Here is a 13,887-nt window from a genome sequence, read left to right on the forward strand (position 1 = left end):
TCGGCGATCTGTTCTTCCCGGATGGCGCCATCGTTGCATCCTTGCAATGGCGAAACCTGCCGCGGCGTCCGATTCCGCGATGCAGCACGGATGCTAGCCTGCGACGGCCCGAATCCGGGTCTCAAGGAGAGAGAGATATGATCCGCGCCACCAAGTTGACGATGCTGTGCGCTTTCGTGTTCGGCCTGAGTTTCTCGGCCACGGCATCGACGGACTACGACTTGATTTGCCTGTCCAGTTGCCAGCAGACCGAGATCGACAAATGCCGGGCCGCCGGTGGCGGCGATGAGTGCAACTACGTCAATTTCGATCATTGCTACTATCAATGCAGCAACATCATTCCTTAGTTTCATCGCGGCGGACGATGCCTCATCCGGGAGGATGAGGCATCTGAAAGAAACGGGCGCCGGTTCGCATGCGGCATCCGCGACGAATCGCGATCAATGCCCCAATGCCGCGGGGCTTCTGCCGCGGACTCGCTTCTGCGACGAGCCGGTGCGGACCGCGCGCGACAACGCGACGCGATGCCGAGTCGTTGCATCGCTCCCGCGGCTTGGCTAAAGCCCCGAATGTTCGCCGACGATGACGACCACCCGATCCGGAACCAGGGGATCGTTGGTGTAGACGCGGACGACGCAATCGCCGCGCCGCGTCAGCACGGACGCGAACGTTTCCAGCAGCACGGAGGTAACGACCAGGACGCCGCTCGGCGTCGAGATCCGGCGCGTGCAGACGAGTTCGCCGGGCCGGGCCACGAACTCGTCGCTGACGATGAGCCGGGTCACCAAGCCGTTCGCCGTGGCATTGCGAATCGCGATGCAGGTATCGGTCGCCTGGATCGGGACCTTGCCGACCAGGGGCGGCAGTCCCAGGGCGCCGGAGTCGCACACAAGAACAACAGGGTTGAACTGGGTAATGCGGACGTGCGCCTTCATGGCCCCCTTTGAACGCCGAAGTGACGAGGTGGCGTATATGAACATCCACGCCGGGCACTGCCTAGCGAAGTCAAAAAAGAAGCTGAATAAGTCAGCTTCCAGCGGCGCAGATGCAGCAATTCGAGCCGCGCAATCGCGTCGATCGGCGATGACCGCGTCATCTGCCCGGCAAGGACGTCGTGCTCGCGCGGGCCTCGGACCGGGTGCCGCGATTGGCCGCTGCCGGCGCGATCGTTTACCCTGAACGCTTCAACATAAGGAAACCGCATGCCGAATATCGCTACTGTCCTGAAAGAAGAGATCGCGCGCCTGGCGCGCAAGGAACTTCGGCAACACACCGATCCGCTGCGGGCCCAGGTGCTGGCGCAGCGCAAGGCGATCTCGGCGCTCAAGCAGGAAGTAGCGGGGCTGCAACGCGATATCGCGAAGTTGGCCAAGGGCACGCCGAAGGCCGCGCAGGCCAAAACCGATTCGGGCTCAGCCGGCAGGCAATCGCGCTATTCCGGCGCGCTGCTGCGCAAATTGCGCGAGCGGCTGGACCTGTCCCGCGATGCGTTCGCCCCTCTGATCGGCGCGAGTCCGCAGGCGGTGTACAACTGGGAACACACCGACACGCGCCCGCGTCAGGAATTTCTCGACAAGATCGCGCTGATTCGTGGCTTGAGCAAGGCGCAGGTCGCGGCGTTGCTGGAACAGCACAGCGCGGCGAAGACGACGAACAAGACAGGCAAGAAGGCCGCCAGCAAGAAAACGGTCCGCGCCAAGGCCGCGCCGGGTCGAAAATAATTCCAGCTCGCCTCGTCGACGCGGACCGCGACGACGTCCGAATGCTCGCGACGGATCGGCGCCGATGGCGCCGCTCATGCTTCGTATCTTCCGGCCAAGCTTGCTCTGCGGAGTGTCTTCGGGCCGCGCGCATCTTCACCGATCCGAATCGTTGCGTGTCCTAGGGTGACGCACCTGAAGTTCGGTGCTCGTCCATGGCGATGGGGGTTCGAATGCTCAAGGCAAACAAATCGGTTCTGGAAACGGCCAACAAGGCCATCAGCGCGGGCGACATCGAGGGATTCCTGTCGTTTTGCACCCACGACATCGAATGGACGACGGTCGGCAAGGAGACCATCGAAGGGAAGGACGCGGTTCGTCAATGGATGAAGAAGGCGTACGCGCAGCCGCCCCAATTCACCGTGACCGACATGGTCGCGGAAGCCGATCTGGTCACCGCGATCGGTGCAATCGCGATCAAGGATGCACATGGGCGGTTGGCGCATAGCGCGTACTGCGATGTCTGGCGTTTTCGCGACGGAAAGATGGCGCAGTTGAGGGCGTTCGTGGTCGAGTCGGACGACCAAGGCGCCTAGCGCAAGCATCGTGCGCCGTGGGCCGCATTCGCGCTAAGTCTGGACGCTGTAGGTGATGAAGAAGCAGACCGCGGTCAGCAAGGTCATCGAGGCGATGAAGGCGGCGTCGGCGATGCGTTCCAGCCGGTGCAGGCGCATGGGCACGCGCAAGGCGAAATACGACACCAGGGTCGCGACCAGGAACAGGATCGCATCGAGCGCCAGCAGGTCGTCGGCCAGGGTCGCGGTGCGTTCGACCGCGGCCACCACGCGCAACAGGCCGATGCCGGTCAAGCATACGCCGACCATCGCCGCGGAGATCGGGCAGATCATCCGGCAGGTCTGTTCGTCGAGTTGATTGCGTTGCTCGGGTGTCTGCTGCATGGCCGGGTCCTCGGTGTGGCGCTCGAAGGGGCGGTCCCCGCGATGGCGTCGGTCGCGGTCCGCGAAGTGGATGCTCACCGTGGCATCAACGCCCGAGCATCGCGGCCGATGACATCGAGCGGATCGCCGAATGGTCCGCAAACCGCGCGCCTGCGTCACCTGAATTTTTGGTAATGCGCCGCTCACGCCGATTGAACGTGCGCCAGCCCGGCATGGGCCTGCGATGGGCGCAGTCGCCGCCTCGGGCGGATTAGCCCCATGGCCGCTTGGTGCGCGCGGTCCGGCGATCGCGCTGATGGCCCTTGCGAAGTCGCGGGCGTATTCGGATGCGGATGTCGCGGTCGCTGAAGCGGCCGAAGCAGCAAAGTCGGGTTACGAATCGCTAGACAGCGACGAGGACGGCGTGGCGACCCCGCAGGAGTTCTTGGTCGAGTGGTCGAATCGTTCGATTTCGCCGCGCGCATGCACCAATGCGATCTCGGCCATGGCAGCGCCTTGTCGCGTGCCTGGCACGCGGCGCGTAAGCCGCGGTGGAATAGACCCACCGGTCGGCCATGGCGGACGAGGCTAGGCGTCTACCGCCTCGCCTTCGCTTGAGGCGAAAACCCGGCGCCTACCGGTACAAGCATTCGAGGTTTTCGGGCGAGTTCGGAACCAGCGTCGAAAAGCCGGTGCAGGCATTTCTGGTGAAGCGCGGCAACAACCCCGGACCGCCCATGTAATTCGAGTCGTAATGGAGCATGTAGCGCTGCCCATTGGGCGTTCGCAGCGCGGCGATCCACACTTTGGAATCGATGCCGCGGTGTTCGATCGCGAACCAGTAGGGAATGCGTTGCGAATCGGCGTCGCGCGCGCATTGCCACGCCGCGGTTGGATCTTGTCCGAGCGCGACCAGTCCGCATTCGCGGGCACCCGGACCGGTGAGCATCGACAACTCGTCGAGCAGCGGATTGCCGGTAGTCGGCGGCTTGACGCTTGCCGTTGGGCTCGCGGCGACGGCCGGAGTGGCGGTCGCGGAACGATCGACCGGAGAACACGCGGCCGCCAATGCCGCCGCGATCAGAAGGTTGATTCGCGAAAATCCTTGCATGCGTCCTGGCTCCTTGAGTCCATTCCGGCCGCGCGGCCGCGGCGCCTGACAGGTATCGGGCATGGTATGCATTAAACCAGCTTCGCGCGCGTCGGCGCGCCGACGGGACGTTCAGCCATCGGACTTCGATGAACGAGGTCGTGGCCGTCCCAGTTCGGTGCGAGCCCGTTGGTGCCCATGCGGCCGCTGGCGGAATCAGCCGCTTCGCGTTGTCTCGAGCGCGGTGCGCAATTCAAGCGGCAGCGTTACCGGCCGCCTGGTCTCGGGCGATATCGTGACCTGGGTGATGCTGGCGCGGAACGTGGCGGTTCCCTCGGCGTTGGCGGCGCCGACCGCGAGGGTAAAGGAATGCTCGCCCAATCGTTCGACCAGCACTTCGATATCGATGACCTCGTCCCAGACCATGGGATGCAGAAACTCGATCGAAAGCGCTCGCGCGGGCGGAAGGATGCCCATCGCGAACAATCGCCTGGCCGCGGGGCCGCCGAGCGCATGCGACAGGAAATCCAGGCATGCCTCCACGACGAAGTGGGCGATACGCGGCGTGTAGACGACTCCGCCCGGATCGCAGTCGCCGAACAAAATGACCCGGCTGGTTCGGAAAGACATCGATCGTTCTCCGTAAGTGTGCGGCGGGCCCACGCGCGAGGCGCGACCGCACCGCCGGATAAGCTCAGCGCGGCTTCTCGGCCGTCATAGTCGGCGGCCCGAAGCCGGCAGCCGAATGTGCATCGCGCGCGCGGTTTTCTCAAGGCATCGAAGCCGCTGGCATTCGACGGCCCGGCTTAATGGCCCTGGCGTGAGTGCATGCCGGTTTCAATACTGCCTGCGCACACGGTCGCCCGGAACCACGCCGCGCGCCGCAATCCGTCGAAGTTCCGTGATTGGAGGTCGCGAACCATGCTTGGCAACCATTTCTTGCGCACGCTGCTGGTCGGCATGGCGATATTCCTCGGGCTCGCCGCGTTCAGTCCGGCCGTGAGTGCGCGTGCCGCCTACACGACCACCCAGGTGGCGCCCGGGCTCTACAGCTTCGGCGGCGGGCTTGCCTTCAACGCGTTCATGATTACCGACGAGGGCGTGATCGTCATGGACAGTTTCGACAAGGAATTCGCCAAGGAATCGCTCGAGGCGATACGCAAGTTGACCGACAAGCCGATCAGATACCTGATCTATTCGCACAACCATTACGACCACATCAGCGGCGGTGAGGTGTTCAAGGCCGAAGGGGCGACGATACTCAGTCACCAAGCGACCGCTGATTGGCTCAAGCGCCACCCCAGCGCGGATGTCGTCATGCCCGATCAGACCTGGTCGGGAGCGAAATCGGAATTGAGGCTCGGCGGCGGCGCGATAAATCTCGTCTACTTCGGCGCGAACCACGGCGAGGGCATGACCGTGTTCCAGTTCCCGAACGAGCGCGTCATCTACACCGTCGATCTCGTCGTGCCGCATCGGGTGGGCTTCGCCTACCTACCCGATTTTTCGCCGCGCGAGTGGGAGAGGACGCTTGCCGAAATGGACACGCTCGACTTCGATCGGGTGATGTACGCCCACAACGCGCCGGTCGGTCCGAGGTCAAGCGTCGCCGATCAGCTGCGGTATCTACGCGACCTCAGGGCCGCGATCGATGCCGAGCTCAAGAAGGGCACGCCCTTCATGCGGATCCCGGACACGGTGAAACTTCCGCAGTACGAGGCCTGGGATGGCTACGCGCAGTGGCTGCCGATGAACGCATGGCGCGTTCTTCTCGAGATAGCTATGGGCGTGTAGCGATTGACGACGCTCGGACTAAGCGACGAGGCGGTCTTCAAGCGCGTCGCTCGCCGGGGCGGTCATTGTTTCGCCGGTTCGCTATGGGACGCGGGTAACTTGCCCGTAGGTGGCCATCCATCGTCCGTTGCGCTTCGCCCATATATAGGACACCCGCAATCTGCGAGTCTGATGCCTGCCGTCCTGCGTCCAGCTCAGATCGAGCAGGCCGCCGATCACGGCGCCGTCGCCCCAGACCTTCTGGATCCGCTCTTTGAGTACGTACGGATCGATCTTGAATCCGGGCAGATTGAAATCGGCGAGAAACTGCTGCTTGTTCTCCACCGAGGCGTTGGAGTTCACCAACACGTAGTCGTCATCGACCAGGCGCGCGAGCGCAGCGACATCATTGCCGACTTGCGCCCGATCGTAGTCCGCGACGGCCTTGGCGAGATCGGGCGGAAGCTCGGCCGCGAACGCAGGCGCGCTAAACAACGCAAGGAAAAGCACAAGCTTCATGGCTGACTCCGTGTGTGGGCCGAGGCGGAACTAGAACGCGCTTGTCGTCGACGGATAATCCGGCGCACAGCGTGCGCGGCTGCGCAGGCCAGGCGCGCTGTTCGCCAAGCTATTGTCGTAGACGAATCCGGATGAGCGGCCACGGTGCCGCCCATGCGCTAACGGCGCAACGGCCATTTAGCGCATCGTTCGAATGCCACCGGGATAAAGCGATCGTTCCGGACCGTCAGGGTCCGGAACGGGCCGCCACCGCGCGCCTGGATTACGCGGCGCGCAACTGCGCGACTTGCTCCAGCGCGCCAGCGACGGCGTTCTCGGCCTGTTCGACGCCCATCTTCATGCCCTCGGCGCGCACGAATTCCAGACGGGTCACGCCGAGGAAACCGAAGAACGCTCGCAGGTAGCTTTCGTGGTGCTCCAACGCCGCCATCGGCGATTCAGGCGAATAAACGCCGCCGCGGCTGGAAGCGATGATCACGCGCTTCGCGCCGAGCAGGCCCTGCGGTACGCCGGTCTCGTAACTGAAGGTCTTGCCCGGAACGGCCAGTGCGTCCAGCCAGGATTTGAGCTGCGCCGGCACGCTGAAGTTGTACATCGGCGCGCCGATCACGAGAGTGTCGGCATCCAGCACCTGCGCCACCGCCAGTTGAAGCGCGCGAACTTCGTCGGTTTCGCTCGGCGTGGCCGGATCCAGCGCCGCCGCGTTGGCGGTGGACAATTGCGGCAGGGGGGAGCGGCTTAGATCGCGATACACCACGCTCGCGCCAGGCTCCAGCGCGGTGAGCTTGGCGACGACCGCCGCGGACAATTTACGGCTGACGGATTGGTCTTCGAGGATGCTCGAATCGATGTGCAGGATATTCATGGACGGTTCGCCAGAAGAAAGGGGATGAGGCGAAAACCCCTGCAATCGCAGGCGTTTTTGCTTGCCCTGCAATCTATTGGCGTATAGTGATCGTCACAAGAAGGATGATTTTCCGGACTAAGTATGCCCGACCATACCGTCGAATCCTGCGCCGCCAACCCCGAAGGCATCGACGAAGCCCACGCGGAAATCCGCGCGGCCTGCGCGGTGTTTGCTGGAAAATGGAAGCTGGAGATCCTGTGGCTGCTGATCCAGCGCGTGCATCGTTTCAACGAGCTGCGACGCGCGATTCCCGGAGTTACCCAGCACATGCTCACTCAGCAATTGCGTGAGCTGGAGAGCGACGGCATGGTGCGCAGAACGGTGTATCCCGAAATCCCGCCGCGCGTGGAGTATCAGATCACCGAGGACGCGCGTCGGCTCAAGCCGGTGTTCGAGGCGATCCTGATGTGGTCGCATGCTCGCGGCGATGGCGAACGCGCTGTCGAGGACGCCGCGGCTTAAGCTTTGATGCGGGCTGAAGGTCGTTCGCGGACGAAGTGCGATTCCAGGTCGCTACCGTCGCCTTTGCAACGACCTTAGCACCGCGCGCTTCCGAGGCGCGATTCGCTACCTGCGATGCGCAGTCACGATCCATGCGCGCGAGTCGAACCACACGCCGTCGTTGCGTTGGTGTTCGACCAACAGGTAGCGCAGACGAGCCACCGCGTTCGCACGTTCCTGGGCATCGAGGCGTGCGAGCCTGCCGCTGACGGTGGAGAACCCGGAGACGAAGTCGAACGCGGCCTCGACGTCGCGTCCGTAGAACACCGGCGCATGTACTTCTTCAAACGCCGGCGCGGTGAAGCCGGTGCTGTCGAGGAGGCGACTGACGACGTTCTGGTCGCCCAGAGAGAAGGCAGGCGGAACGGCGAGGGCGTCGATGGCTGCGGTGTCGTCGGGCGTAAGCGCGTGTTCTATCGATGTGGCCCACTCGTTACGATCGCGGCTTTGCCACACCATCATCAGCAGGCGCCCGTCCGGACGCAGCGCGTTTCGCAGGTTGACGAAGGCGGCGACCGGATCGGCGAAGAACATCGTGCCGAATCTGCTGATCGCCACGTCGAAGCGCTCGCGCGGTGGCTCATATCGCCCGGCATCCGCGCAGACGTATTCGACGTTGTCGAGTTTGGCCTCGCGAGTGAGCCGCTTCGCGCGCTCGATCATCTCGTTGGAATGGTCGATCCCGAACACCGATCCGGCGCTCGCGAATTGCGCCGCCTCACGCGTGGTCTGCCCGGTCCCGCAGCCGATATCGAGCACCTGATCGGTGGCATTGATCGCATATGCACGCCGCAGCGCGAGGTTGTGCTGTTGCAGTTCGAGATCGTAGTCGAGCATTCGCAGGGTCCTGGGTCTTGCTTCCGCTCTGACGCGGAAGCGAATGGAGCGAATCGCCTCAGCTCGATGACGCACGGCTTCGAGCTGCCTCGAGCGGCAAGCGGCCGACGCTCGTGTCTGCGACCAAGACTACGGCGTCCCAAGGCCGATGAAAACAAACCCGCGAAGCACGCGGGCGCGCAGTCAGCTGAAACCTTTGTTCGATGGCGGTCTCATTCCATCCGCCGCCCGTCGGCGAGCCGCGAGGCTGTGCTGGTGCGCACAGTGCCGCGGCGGTTTGAGCGTATACAGGGGGCGTGCCACGGCCTCCGAATCAGGGAAGTGAGGACCTCGCGCCGGCCCATCGGCCGCTTGCACGCTCGGCGCGCAACCATCATCGAAGGAACGCATATGTCGAATGAATCGATTTCCCGCATGGTCCGATCCGCTCTCGTCCTGGCCATGGCATCGAGCGCCGTGTTGCTGCCGCTTTGCGCGGCGGCGGACGAGACGCGAGGCGGCAACGCGCAAGGCGTCGTCGCCGACGCAAGCGGCGGCGGCGAGTACGTCAGCGCCGAGAACACCACAGCCCAAGCCGGCGAACATCTGTCGCCAGCGCTGCGCCAGCAGGTCTGGAACGAGATACGACGCAACGCGCGCAAGCTGGGGCTTGCGACCGCATTGCAAGGATCATCGAAATTGCTCGGCGTGACGTTCGCCTGGCCGCTCGCCGGCAACGGCCTGGCCGACCCGGGCTATCACGCGATTTCCAACTTCGTCGACCAGGCCTCCAACAGCCAGGTGCTGGACTACAACTGCGGCGCGCGCAGTTACAACGGGCATCGCGGCACCGATTACTACCTGTGGCCGTTCTCCTGGTACAAGATGGACAACAACCAAGTGAAAGTGATCGCCGCGGCAGCCGGCACCATCGTCGCGCGCTCGGACGGCAATTTCGATCGCAGTTGCTCGATGAACAGCAACAACTGGAACGCGATCTACGTGCAGCACAGCGACGGCTCGGTCGCCTGGTACGGGCACATGAAGAACGGTTCGCTCACCGCCAAGGGCATCGGCGCGAGCGTGGCGCAGGGCGAATTCCTCGGCATCGTCGGCAGCTCCGGCAGTTCGACCGAGCCGCATCTGCACTTCGAGGTGTACGACGCCAACAGCAACCTCATCGATCCCTATGCCGGTTCCTGCAATGGCCTGAACCTGCAGACGGCGTGGGCGTCGCAACGCGCCTATTACGATTCGGCGATCAACAAGCTGATCGTGGGCACCACGCCGCCGGCGTTCTCGACCTGTCCGAATGCGGAAAGCCCCAACGAAAATACGTCGATCCACTACGGCCAACCGGCAAACTTCAGCACCTTCTACCGCGACCAGCTCAACAGTCAGCAAAGCCAGTACCGCATCCTGCGGCCGAACGGAACGGTGTTCGCGTCGTGGACCCACAACAGTCCCGCCGCGCACTACTCATCCTCGTGGTGGTATTGGAACTGGAGCAGCTTCGCGCCCACCGGCCCGTCGGGCACCTGGCGCTTCGAAGTCGCCTACAACGGCCAGACGTACAGCAAGAACTTCACCGTCTCGCCGTAAGCCGGGGCGACTGCTCGGTGAGCTCACAGCACCGGCGACCACTGGGGTGTTCGCCGGTGCTGTGTTGCAGGAATGTCTTGCGGACAATGCGATCAGGGCGATGTTCGACTCGGCCAGTCGGTCGACGCATCAGGCAAGCGTGCGGCGGCTGATTTCCAGCGGCTCCGTACGCGTGGCCATGACCGCGATCAAGGTGGATGGACGCGCGGGCGTGATCGCCAGCGGGCCATCCCGGCCGACCCATTTGACAACGTTGTCTATTGTGCGAGAGATTCAGCGCCTGCAATCGACGGCGCAGGCTCGGCCACGCACAAGGGACAAGCTCATGGGGCAGCATCGCGTTCTTCTCGCCAGCATTCTGGCCGCATCGGTGATCTGCGCCGGTTGCGATTCGAAAACCGGCTCGGCCACCGGGCAGGCCGCCAAGCCCGCGGAAACCGAAGCGGCGCAGCCGGCTCCGGCCGCCGCAACGACGGCGCCGGTGTTTTTCGACGACTTCAGCTATCGCGATATCGCCGCGTTTCAAGCCAACGGCTGGAAGGCGAGAACGCAGACCGGTCATCCCGGCATCAAGGGCGCGACCTGGTCGGCGGAAGGGTTGTCGTTTCATTCCGACATTCCCGATACCCAGGCCGGCGCGGTCAGGATGACCTCGGTCACCAACGGCACCGGCGAGAAGACCCGTCAGACCCAGTTCTGCCATGCGCGCAAATACCGCGAAGGCACCTACGCCGCGCGGATTTTTTTCCGCGACGAGCCGAACTCGGGGCCCGACGGCGATGAGGTCATCCAGACGTTCTACGCCATCAGTCCGCTCAAGGCGCCGATGGACAAGAACTACAGCGAGACCGATTTCGAATACCTGCCGAACGGCGGCTGGGGCGAAAACGCGAAGCCGGCGATGTGGACCACCAGTTGGGACACCTTCCAACTGGAGCCGTGGACCAAGGTCAATGAGTTCTCACGCAAGGAAGGCAGCTACGCCGGCTGGCATACCCTGCTGCTGACCGTCACCGACAAGAGGTTGATCTATTACGTCGACGGTAAGTTGTTCTCCGAGCACACCAGCGCGGTGTATCCGGAAGACTTCATGTCGATCAACTTCAACCTGTGGTTCATGCCCAAGGGCGCGGACGGTTCGCAGGGGCCCGTGGATTCCCCCGAGATGCGTGAGTATCAGGAAGACATCGACTGGGTGTTCTTCCAGGAAGGCGTGGCGCTGGCCACCGCCGAGGTGGAAGCGCAGGTCGCCGATCTGCGCGGCAAGAAAGTGGCGCACGTCGACAACGTGAAGGAACAGAATCCGGTATTGCCGTCGCCCTGCGGGCTTTGAGCGCCGCTGCTCGCTGATATCGGTAGCGCGCAGCCAGTCGCGGCTGGCTCGCGCACGGCGAAGGGTGGTCATGCGCGCGCGGCCTTGCCCGCCACTACAGGGTGCCGACGGCGGCCGAATGTGACGGCCGCCGTCGGAGTTCACAAGCAAGCAAGGCTTATGGTGCGGCGCGCCCAGGTTGCGCGTCGCGCGATGAATCGATCTCGGTCGGCTGGGAGGTCGGCGTAGCGGTCGCGGGTTGAAGCGGAACGATCGAGGCGATCGGTGGAACCGGGCAGAATTCCTGTTGGCAGCTGACGAGGCTTTCCTCGCAGAATTGCACCTTTTCGGGTGTGTCCGCGCGGTTCATGCAGCGCACATAGATCCAATCGCAATCGCTGCAAGCCGCATGCGCACTGGAAACAGGCAGCAGCGAGGCGACGACGGTGATCGATCCGAGCAATAGTGGTGTCAGCAAGTAAGACTTGAGCATGACGATCCTTCCCATGGATTGCGCCGAGTCATTCGGCTCGGCGAGATTATCACTTGGTGGATTTCTCCGAAGGCGACGGCATGCCCACGGAACAGTCGGCCTACGCCGAATCCTGAGAAGCCTTGCATACCCACCGGCTGAGCTCGAGTGGAATGTTCGACCGCGATCACACGATCGTATTAGAGGCGCGCTGAGTCGACTGATCCCCGCGATCGCGGCATCGCATACGCGACGCTCGACGACGTCAGCCCGAGCCGCTGCAAAGCACGGGCGGCAGCACGCTCGTGATCACTTCGACGGCGAAATAGGTCAGCCCGATCGCGGCGGCCAGCCACAGCAGCTCATACGCCCTGAGCCAGGCCGTCGCCGCCAGCAGGATCAGGATCGGAACGCCCAGGATCAAAACGCTGGCCAGGAACAGATAAGCGCCGCCCCAACAACCGAAGCGATCGGTGCTGATGAAGACGACCGAGGCGACCGCCAGCAGTAGCACCAGCACCAGGCAGGCGATGGCGCAGATGCGCGCGCTGCGATGACGGCCCGCGAGCTTCGCATCCACGGGCGGCGCGGTCGATGCGTTCGGCGTTTCGGGGCTCATGGCGCGGACTCGCCGGGTGGGTGCACGGCTTTGGTTCTTCGAAATAACGAAACGAGCCAGTCCAGCATAAGCGCCACCGTTATGAACGTCAGCAGCACCAGCCCGGAAAAGATCACCCCCATCAGCGACATCGCCCAGAACATCAGGCCGGCGTTTCTTCCCACGTCGAACAGGGCGATCACGAACATGCACGTCACGACCGGCACGAACTCGATCAGCAGGTAGGCGATCACGCCGCGACGCACTGCTTTGCAAAGCCGCGGTCGCCAGGCGGGGCGCAACCACCATGCGATCGGCAACAGCACCAGCAGGACGAACCAGGGGCCGAGCACGAACCACATCGGCAGATCGCTGGTGCCGGTCGCGCCGAATTGCGCCTGGGCCGGGCCGATGCACGCCATGAAGCCGAGCCAAAGCGCCACGATCCGTGTGAGGTGCGTAGAACGATCGTTCAAACTGAAATCCTTTCGACTTGAAGACTCGATGGTCGCGGTGACCCGACTCGATGACGCGGCGGGCGCCGACCGTCGGCGCCGTTGCCGCAGATTATGGCCGAATCGCCGATTCGTACAGGCGCGACGGCGCAGGCGATCGGAAACACCGGCAACCGACGCAGGCCGGCGGTCGATCAGTAGCGCGCGAGGAGACGCAGCAGGTTCGGCGCGTTGCCGTCGGCGACCGCGCCGCTGACGACGGCAGCGCCTCATCGCGCGCGGCACAGGTAACTCCCCTACATGCCCGAGCGCGACACCGAGCGGACGGAATCGGCCAGTATTTTCATTGATGCCGCGCTCACCGGCGGATGCCTCGGTTCGCGACTATCCAGCGGGTGGCTCGACAAGGCGTTCGCGTGCGCGCGGTGCGGCGCGCAAAGCATCGCGGATCGTCGTGCATCCCGTGCATCGGATCGAGCACGGATCAAGCACGCATCGCGACTTCGCCGCGACCGATCTCGATGCCATCGCTCGCCAACCGCATTGATCGATTCGGACAGTTCTTTTCGCGACCTTGGTACATCACCCGGCGACCGGGTTCGATAACGTTCGGCTTCCGATCTTCCAACAAGGACCGAACATGAAGACGCGAATTTCCACGGTTGCCGCGTGCATGGCGCTGGCGTTGTCCGGATTGATCCCGCTCGCGGCGGCGGCGCAGGATCCGATGGCGGCACAGCACCGTCATTGCGAACGCGAGTTCGAACGCACCTCCGAGGCGCTCGGCGACGCTTTCGCCCGGCGTGATCTCAATCGTTTCATGGCCGGCTTCGCCGAGGATGCGGTCCAGGTCAACAGCCTGGGCCAGGTGCTCAACGGCAAGCCGGCGATCACGGCGTTCTATCGCGCGGTGATGGCCAACGAATACATTTTCAAGCGCACCCTGCTGGCGCAGACGATCAGTCAATGCTCCAGCGCCGTGGTCGTCGATCGCATCGAGTTCACGATTCCGTCCGCGGGCATCACCCTGCACGCGATCGACGTCGCCAACTGGGCACGGGTGCGCGGTCAATGGCGGTTGAGCGCGGATACGACCACGCCGATCGCCAATCCCTGATCGAGGCCGGCGGCGTGCCCGTCGCGCGCGGGCATGCGCAATGCATGGACGATGGTCGCGGCTCGTGATTCGTAAACCGCGGGCGCG

18 protein-coding genes are annotated in these 13,887 nt (G+C 63.8%); 8 read left to right on the forward strand and 10 right to left on the reverse strand.

Features of this window, described 5'->3' with window-relative positions; translation table 11 throughout:
- Nucleotides 1-137: 137 nt before the first annotated feature.
- Entirely contained in the window at nt 138-347 is a 210-nt protein-coding gene (locus tag ASD86_RS09925) for a hypothetical protein (RefSeq protein WP_036105397.1), read from the forward strand.
- Between the two features lie 210 nt (nt 348-557).
- Here the strand turns inward: ASD86_RS09925 and ASD86_RS09930 are convergent, their stop codons facing one another.
- On the reverse strand, nt 558-935 hold the full coding sequence (locus ASD86_RS09930) for a hypothetical protein (RefSeq protein WP_157476402.1): 378 nt from the start codon (nt 933-935) through the stop codon (nt 558-560).
- A gap of 267 nt (nt 936-1,202) precedes the next feature.
- Between ASD86_RS09930 and ASD86_RS09935 the strand changes: the two genes are divergently transcribed.
- Nucleotides 1,203-1,721: a helix-turn-helix transcriptional regulator gene (locus ASD86_RS09935; RefSeq protein WP_056109931.1), complete on the forward strand. Its 519-nt coding sequence runs from the start codon at nt 1,203-1,205 to the stop codon at nt 1,719-1,721.
- A 212-nt stretch (nt 1,722-1,933) separates the two neighbouring features.
- A complete protein-coding gene (locus tag ASD86_RS09940) occupies nt 1,934-2,296 on the forward strand; it encodes a nuclear transport factor 2 family protein (RefSeq protein ID WP_056109933.1) in 363 nt (120 codons plus the stop codon).
- 33 nt (nt 2,297-2,329) lie between these two features.
- Here the strand turns inward: ASD86_RS09940 and ASD86_RS09945 are convergent, their stop codons facing one another.
- The 3 genes from ASD86_RS09945 to ASD86_RS09955 form a co-directional block, all read right to left on the reverse strand.
- A complete protein-coding gene (locus ASD86_RS09945; protein WP_056110679.1) occupies nt 2,330-2,659 on the reverse strand; it encodes a hypothetical protein in 330 nt (109 codons plus the stop codon).
- Nucleotides 2,660-3,272: 613 nt separating this feature from the next.
- Entirely contained in the window at nt 3,273-3,749 is a 477-nt protein-coding gene (locus ASD86_RS09950; RefSeq protein ID WP_056109935.1) for a hypothetical protein, read from the reverse strand.
- A gap of 195 nt (nt 3,750-3,944) precedes the next feature.
- Nucleotides 3,945-4,391, reverse strand: coding sequence for a thioesterase family protein (locus tag ASD86_RS09955; protein ID WP_200957228.1), 447 nt, complete (start codon nt 4,389-4,391; stop codon nt 3,945-3,947).
- Nucleotides 4,392-4,649: 258 nt separating this feature from the next.
- Here ASD86_RS09955 and ASD86_RS09960 point away from each other — a divergent pair, with 258 nt between their 5' ends.
- A complete protein-coding gene (locus ASD86_RS09960) occupies nt 4,650-5,522 on the forward strand; it encodes an MBL fold metallo-hydrolase (RefSeq protein WP_056109939.1) in 873 nt (290 codons plus the stop codon).
- An 81-nt stretch (nt 5,523-5,603) separates the two neighbouring features.
- Here ASD86_RS09960 and ASD86_RS09965 read toward each other — a convergent pair whose 3' ends face one another.
- A complete protein-coding gene (locus ASD86_RS09965) occupies nt 5,604-6,020 on the reverse strand; it encodes a nuclear transport factor 2 family protein (protein WP_056109941.1) in 417 nt (138 codons plus the stop codon).
- 262 nt (nt 6,021-6,282) lie between these two features.
- A complete protein-coding gene (locus tag ASD86_RS09970) occupies nt 6,283-6,885 on the reverse strand; it encodes an NAD(P)H-dependent oxidoreductase (RefSeq protein WP_056109943.1) in 603 nt (200 codons plus the stop codon).
- A 123-nt stretch (nt 6,886-7,008) separates the two neighbouring features.
- On the opposite strand from ASD86_RS09970, the gene ASD86_RS09975 reads away from it, so the two are divergent.
- On the forward strand, nt 7,009-7,389 hold the full coding sequence (locus tag ASD86_RS09975) for a helix-turn-helix domain-containing protein (protein ID WP_056109945.1): 381 nt from the start codon (nt 7,009-7,011) through the stop codon (nt 7,387-7,389).
- Between the two features lie 105 nt (nt 7,390-7,494).
- Here ASD86_RS09975 and ASD86_RS09980 read toward each other — a convergent pair whose 3' ends face one another.
- Nucleotides 7,495-8,265 (reverse strand): class I SAM-dependent methyltransferase, encoded by a 771-nt coding sequence (locus ASD86_RS09980; protein WP_056109947.1) that lies wholly within the window; start codon nt 8,263-8,265, stop codon nt 7,495-7,497.
- 414 nt (nt 8,266-8,679) lie between these two features.
- Between ASD86_RS09980 and ASD86_RS09985 the strand changes: the two genes are divergently transcribed.
- Nucleotides 8,680-9,846, forward strand: a complete 1,167-nt coding sequence (locus ASD86_RS09985; protein WP_162253647.1) for a M23 family metallopeptidase — start codon at nt 8,680-8,682, stop codon at nt 9,844-9,846.
- A gap of 325 nt (nt 9,847-10,171) precedes the next feature.
- Nucleotides 10,172-11,179, forward strand: a complete 1,008-nt coding sequence (locus tag ASD86_RS09990) for a glycoside hydrolase family 16 protein (RefSeq protein ID WP_082578228.1) — start codon at nt 10,172-10,174, stop codon at nt 11,177-11,179.
- 157 nt (nt 11,180-11,336) lie between these two features.
- Here ASD86_RS09990 and ASD86_RS09995 read toward each other — a convergent pair whose 3' ends face one another.
- From ASD86_RS09995 to ASD86_RS10005, 3 genes are all read right to left on the reverse strand, one after another.
- Nucleotides 11,337-11,651, reverse strand: a complete 315-nt coding sequence (locus tag ASD86_RS09995) for a hypothetical protein (protein ID WP_056109951.1) — start codon at nt 11,649-11,651, stop codon at nt 11,337-11,339.
- 244 nt (nt 11,652-11,895) lie between these two features.
- On the reverse strand, nt 11,896-12,249 hold the full coding sequence (locus ASD86_RS10000; RefSeq protein ID WP_056109953.1) for a hypothetical protein: 354 nt from the start codon (nt 12,247-12,249) through the stop codon (nt 11,896-11,898).
- The gene (locus tag ASD86_RS10005; RefSeq protein WP_157476406.1) at nt 12,246-12,704 is read right to left on the reverse strand and encodes a hypothetical protein; all 459 of its coding nucleotides are present in this window, start codon (nt 12,702-12,704) and stop codon (nt 12,246-12,248) included. Before ASD86_RS10005 ends, ASD86_RS10000 begins: the two co-directional genes overlap by 4 nt.
- Nucleotides 12,705-13,323: 619 nt before the next feature.
- Between ASD86_RS10005 and ASD86_RS10010 the strand changes: the two genes are divergently transcribed.
- On the forward strand, nt 13,324-13,800 hold the full coding sequence (locus ASD86_RS10010) for an SgcJ/EcaC family oxidoreductase (RefSeq protein WP_082578229.1): 477 nt from the start codon (nt 13,324-13,326) through the stop codon (nt 13,798-13,800).
- Nucleotides 13,801-13,887: the final 87 nt, after the last annotated feature.

It is taken from the genome of Lysobacter sp. Root690, assembly GCF_001427785.1.
Lineage (GTDB): Bacteria > Pseudomonadota > Gammaproteobacteria > Xanthomonadales > Xanthomonadaceae > Lysobacter.

What these genes read in the sequence shown, in the direction of transcription:
- ASD86_RS09990 (WP_082578228.1), top strand. Translation starts at nt 10,172, where the DNA reads ATGGGGCAGCATCGCGTTCTTCTCGCCAGCATTCTGGCCGCATCGGTG.
- ASD86_RS09980 (WP_056109947.1), bottom strand. Translation starts at nt 8,265, where the DNA reads ATGCTCGACTACGATCTCGAACTGCAACAGCACAACCTCGCGCTGCGG.
- ASD86_RS10000 (WP_056109953.1), bottom strand. Translation starts at nt 12,249, where the DNA reads ATGAGCCCCGAAACGCCGAACGCATCGACCGCGCCGCCCGTGGATGCG.
- ASD86_RS09995 (WP_056109951.1), bottom strand. Translation starts at nt 11,651, where the DNA reads ATGCTCAAGTCTTACTTGCTGACACCACTATTGCTCGGATCGATCACC.
- ASD86_RS09970 (WP_056109943.1), bottom strand. Translation starts at nt 6,885, where the DNA reads ATGAATATCCTGCACATCGATTCGAGCATCCTCGAAGACCAATCCGTC.
- ASD86_RS09945 (WP_056110679.1), bottom strand. Translation starts at nt 2,659, where the DNA reads ATGCAGCAGACACCCGAGCAACGCAATCAACTCGACGAACAGACCTGC.
- ASD86_RS09965 (WP_056109941.1), bottom strand. Translation starts at nt 6,020, where the DNA reads ATGAAGCTTGTGCTTTTCCTTGCGTTGTTTAGCGCGCCTGCGTTCGCG.
- ASD86_RS09985 (WP_162253647.1), top strand. Translation starts at nt 8,680, where the DNA reads ATGGTCCGATCCGCTCTCGTCCTGGCCATGGCATCGAGCGCCGTGTTG.
- ASD86_RS09950 (WP_056109935.1), bottom strand. Translation starts at nt 3,749, where the DNA reads ATGCAAGGATTTTCGCGAATCAACCTTCTGATCGCGGCGGCATTGGCG.
- ASD86_RS10010 (WP_082578229.1), top strand. Translation starts at nt 13,324, where the DNA reads ATGAAGACGCGAATTTCCACGGTTGCCGCGTGCATGGCGCTGGCGTTG.
- ASD86_RS09940 (WP_056109933.1), top strand. Translation starts at nt 1,934, where the DNA reads ATGCTCAAGGCAAACAAATCGGTTCTGGAAACGGCCAACAAGGCCATC.
- ASD86_RS09935 (WP_056109931.1), top strand. Translation starts at nt 1,203, where the DNA reads ATGCCGAATATCGCTACTGTCCTGAAAGAAGAGATCGCGCGCCTGGCG.
- ASD86_RS09975 (WP_056109945.1), top strand. Translation starts at nt 7,009, where the DNA reads ATGCCCGACCATACCGTCGAATCCTGCGCCGCCAACCCCGAAGGCATC.
- ASD86_RS09960 (WP_056109939.1), top strand. Translation starts at nt 4,650, where the DNA reads ATGCTTGGCAACCATTTCTTGCGCACGCTGCTGGTCGGCATGGCGATA.
- ASD86_RS09930 (WP_157476402.1), bottom strand. Translation starts at nt 935, where the DNA reads ATGAAGGCGCACGTCCGCATTACCCAGTTCAACCCTGTTGTTCTTGTG.
- ASD86_RS09925 (WP_036105397.1), top strand. Translation starts at nt 138, where the DNA reads ATGATCCGCGCCACCAAGTTGACGATGCTGTGCGCTTTCGTGTTCGGC.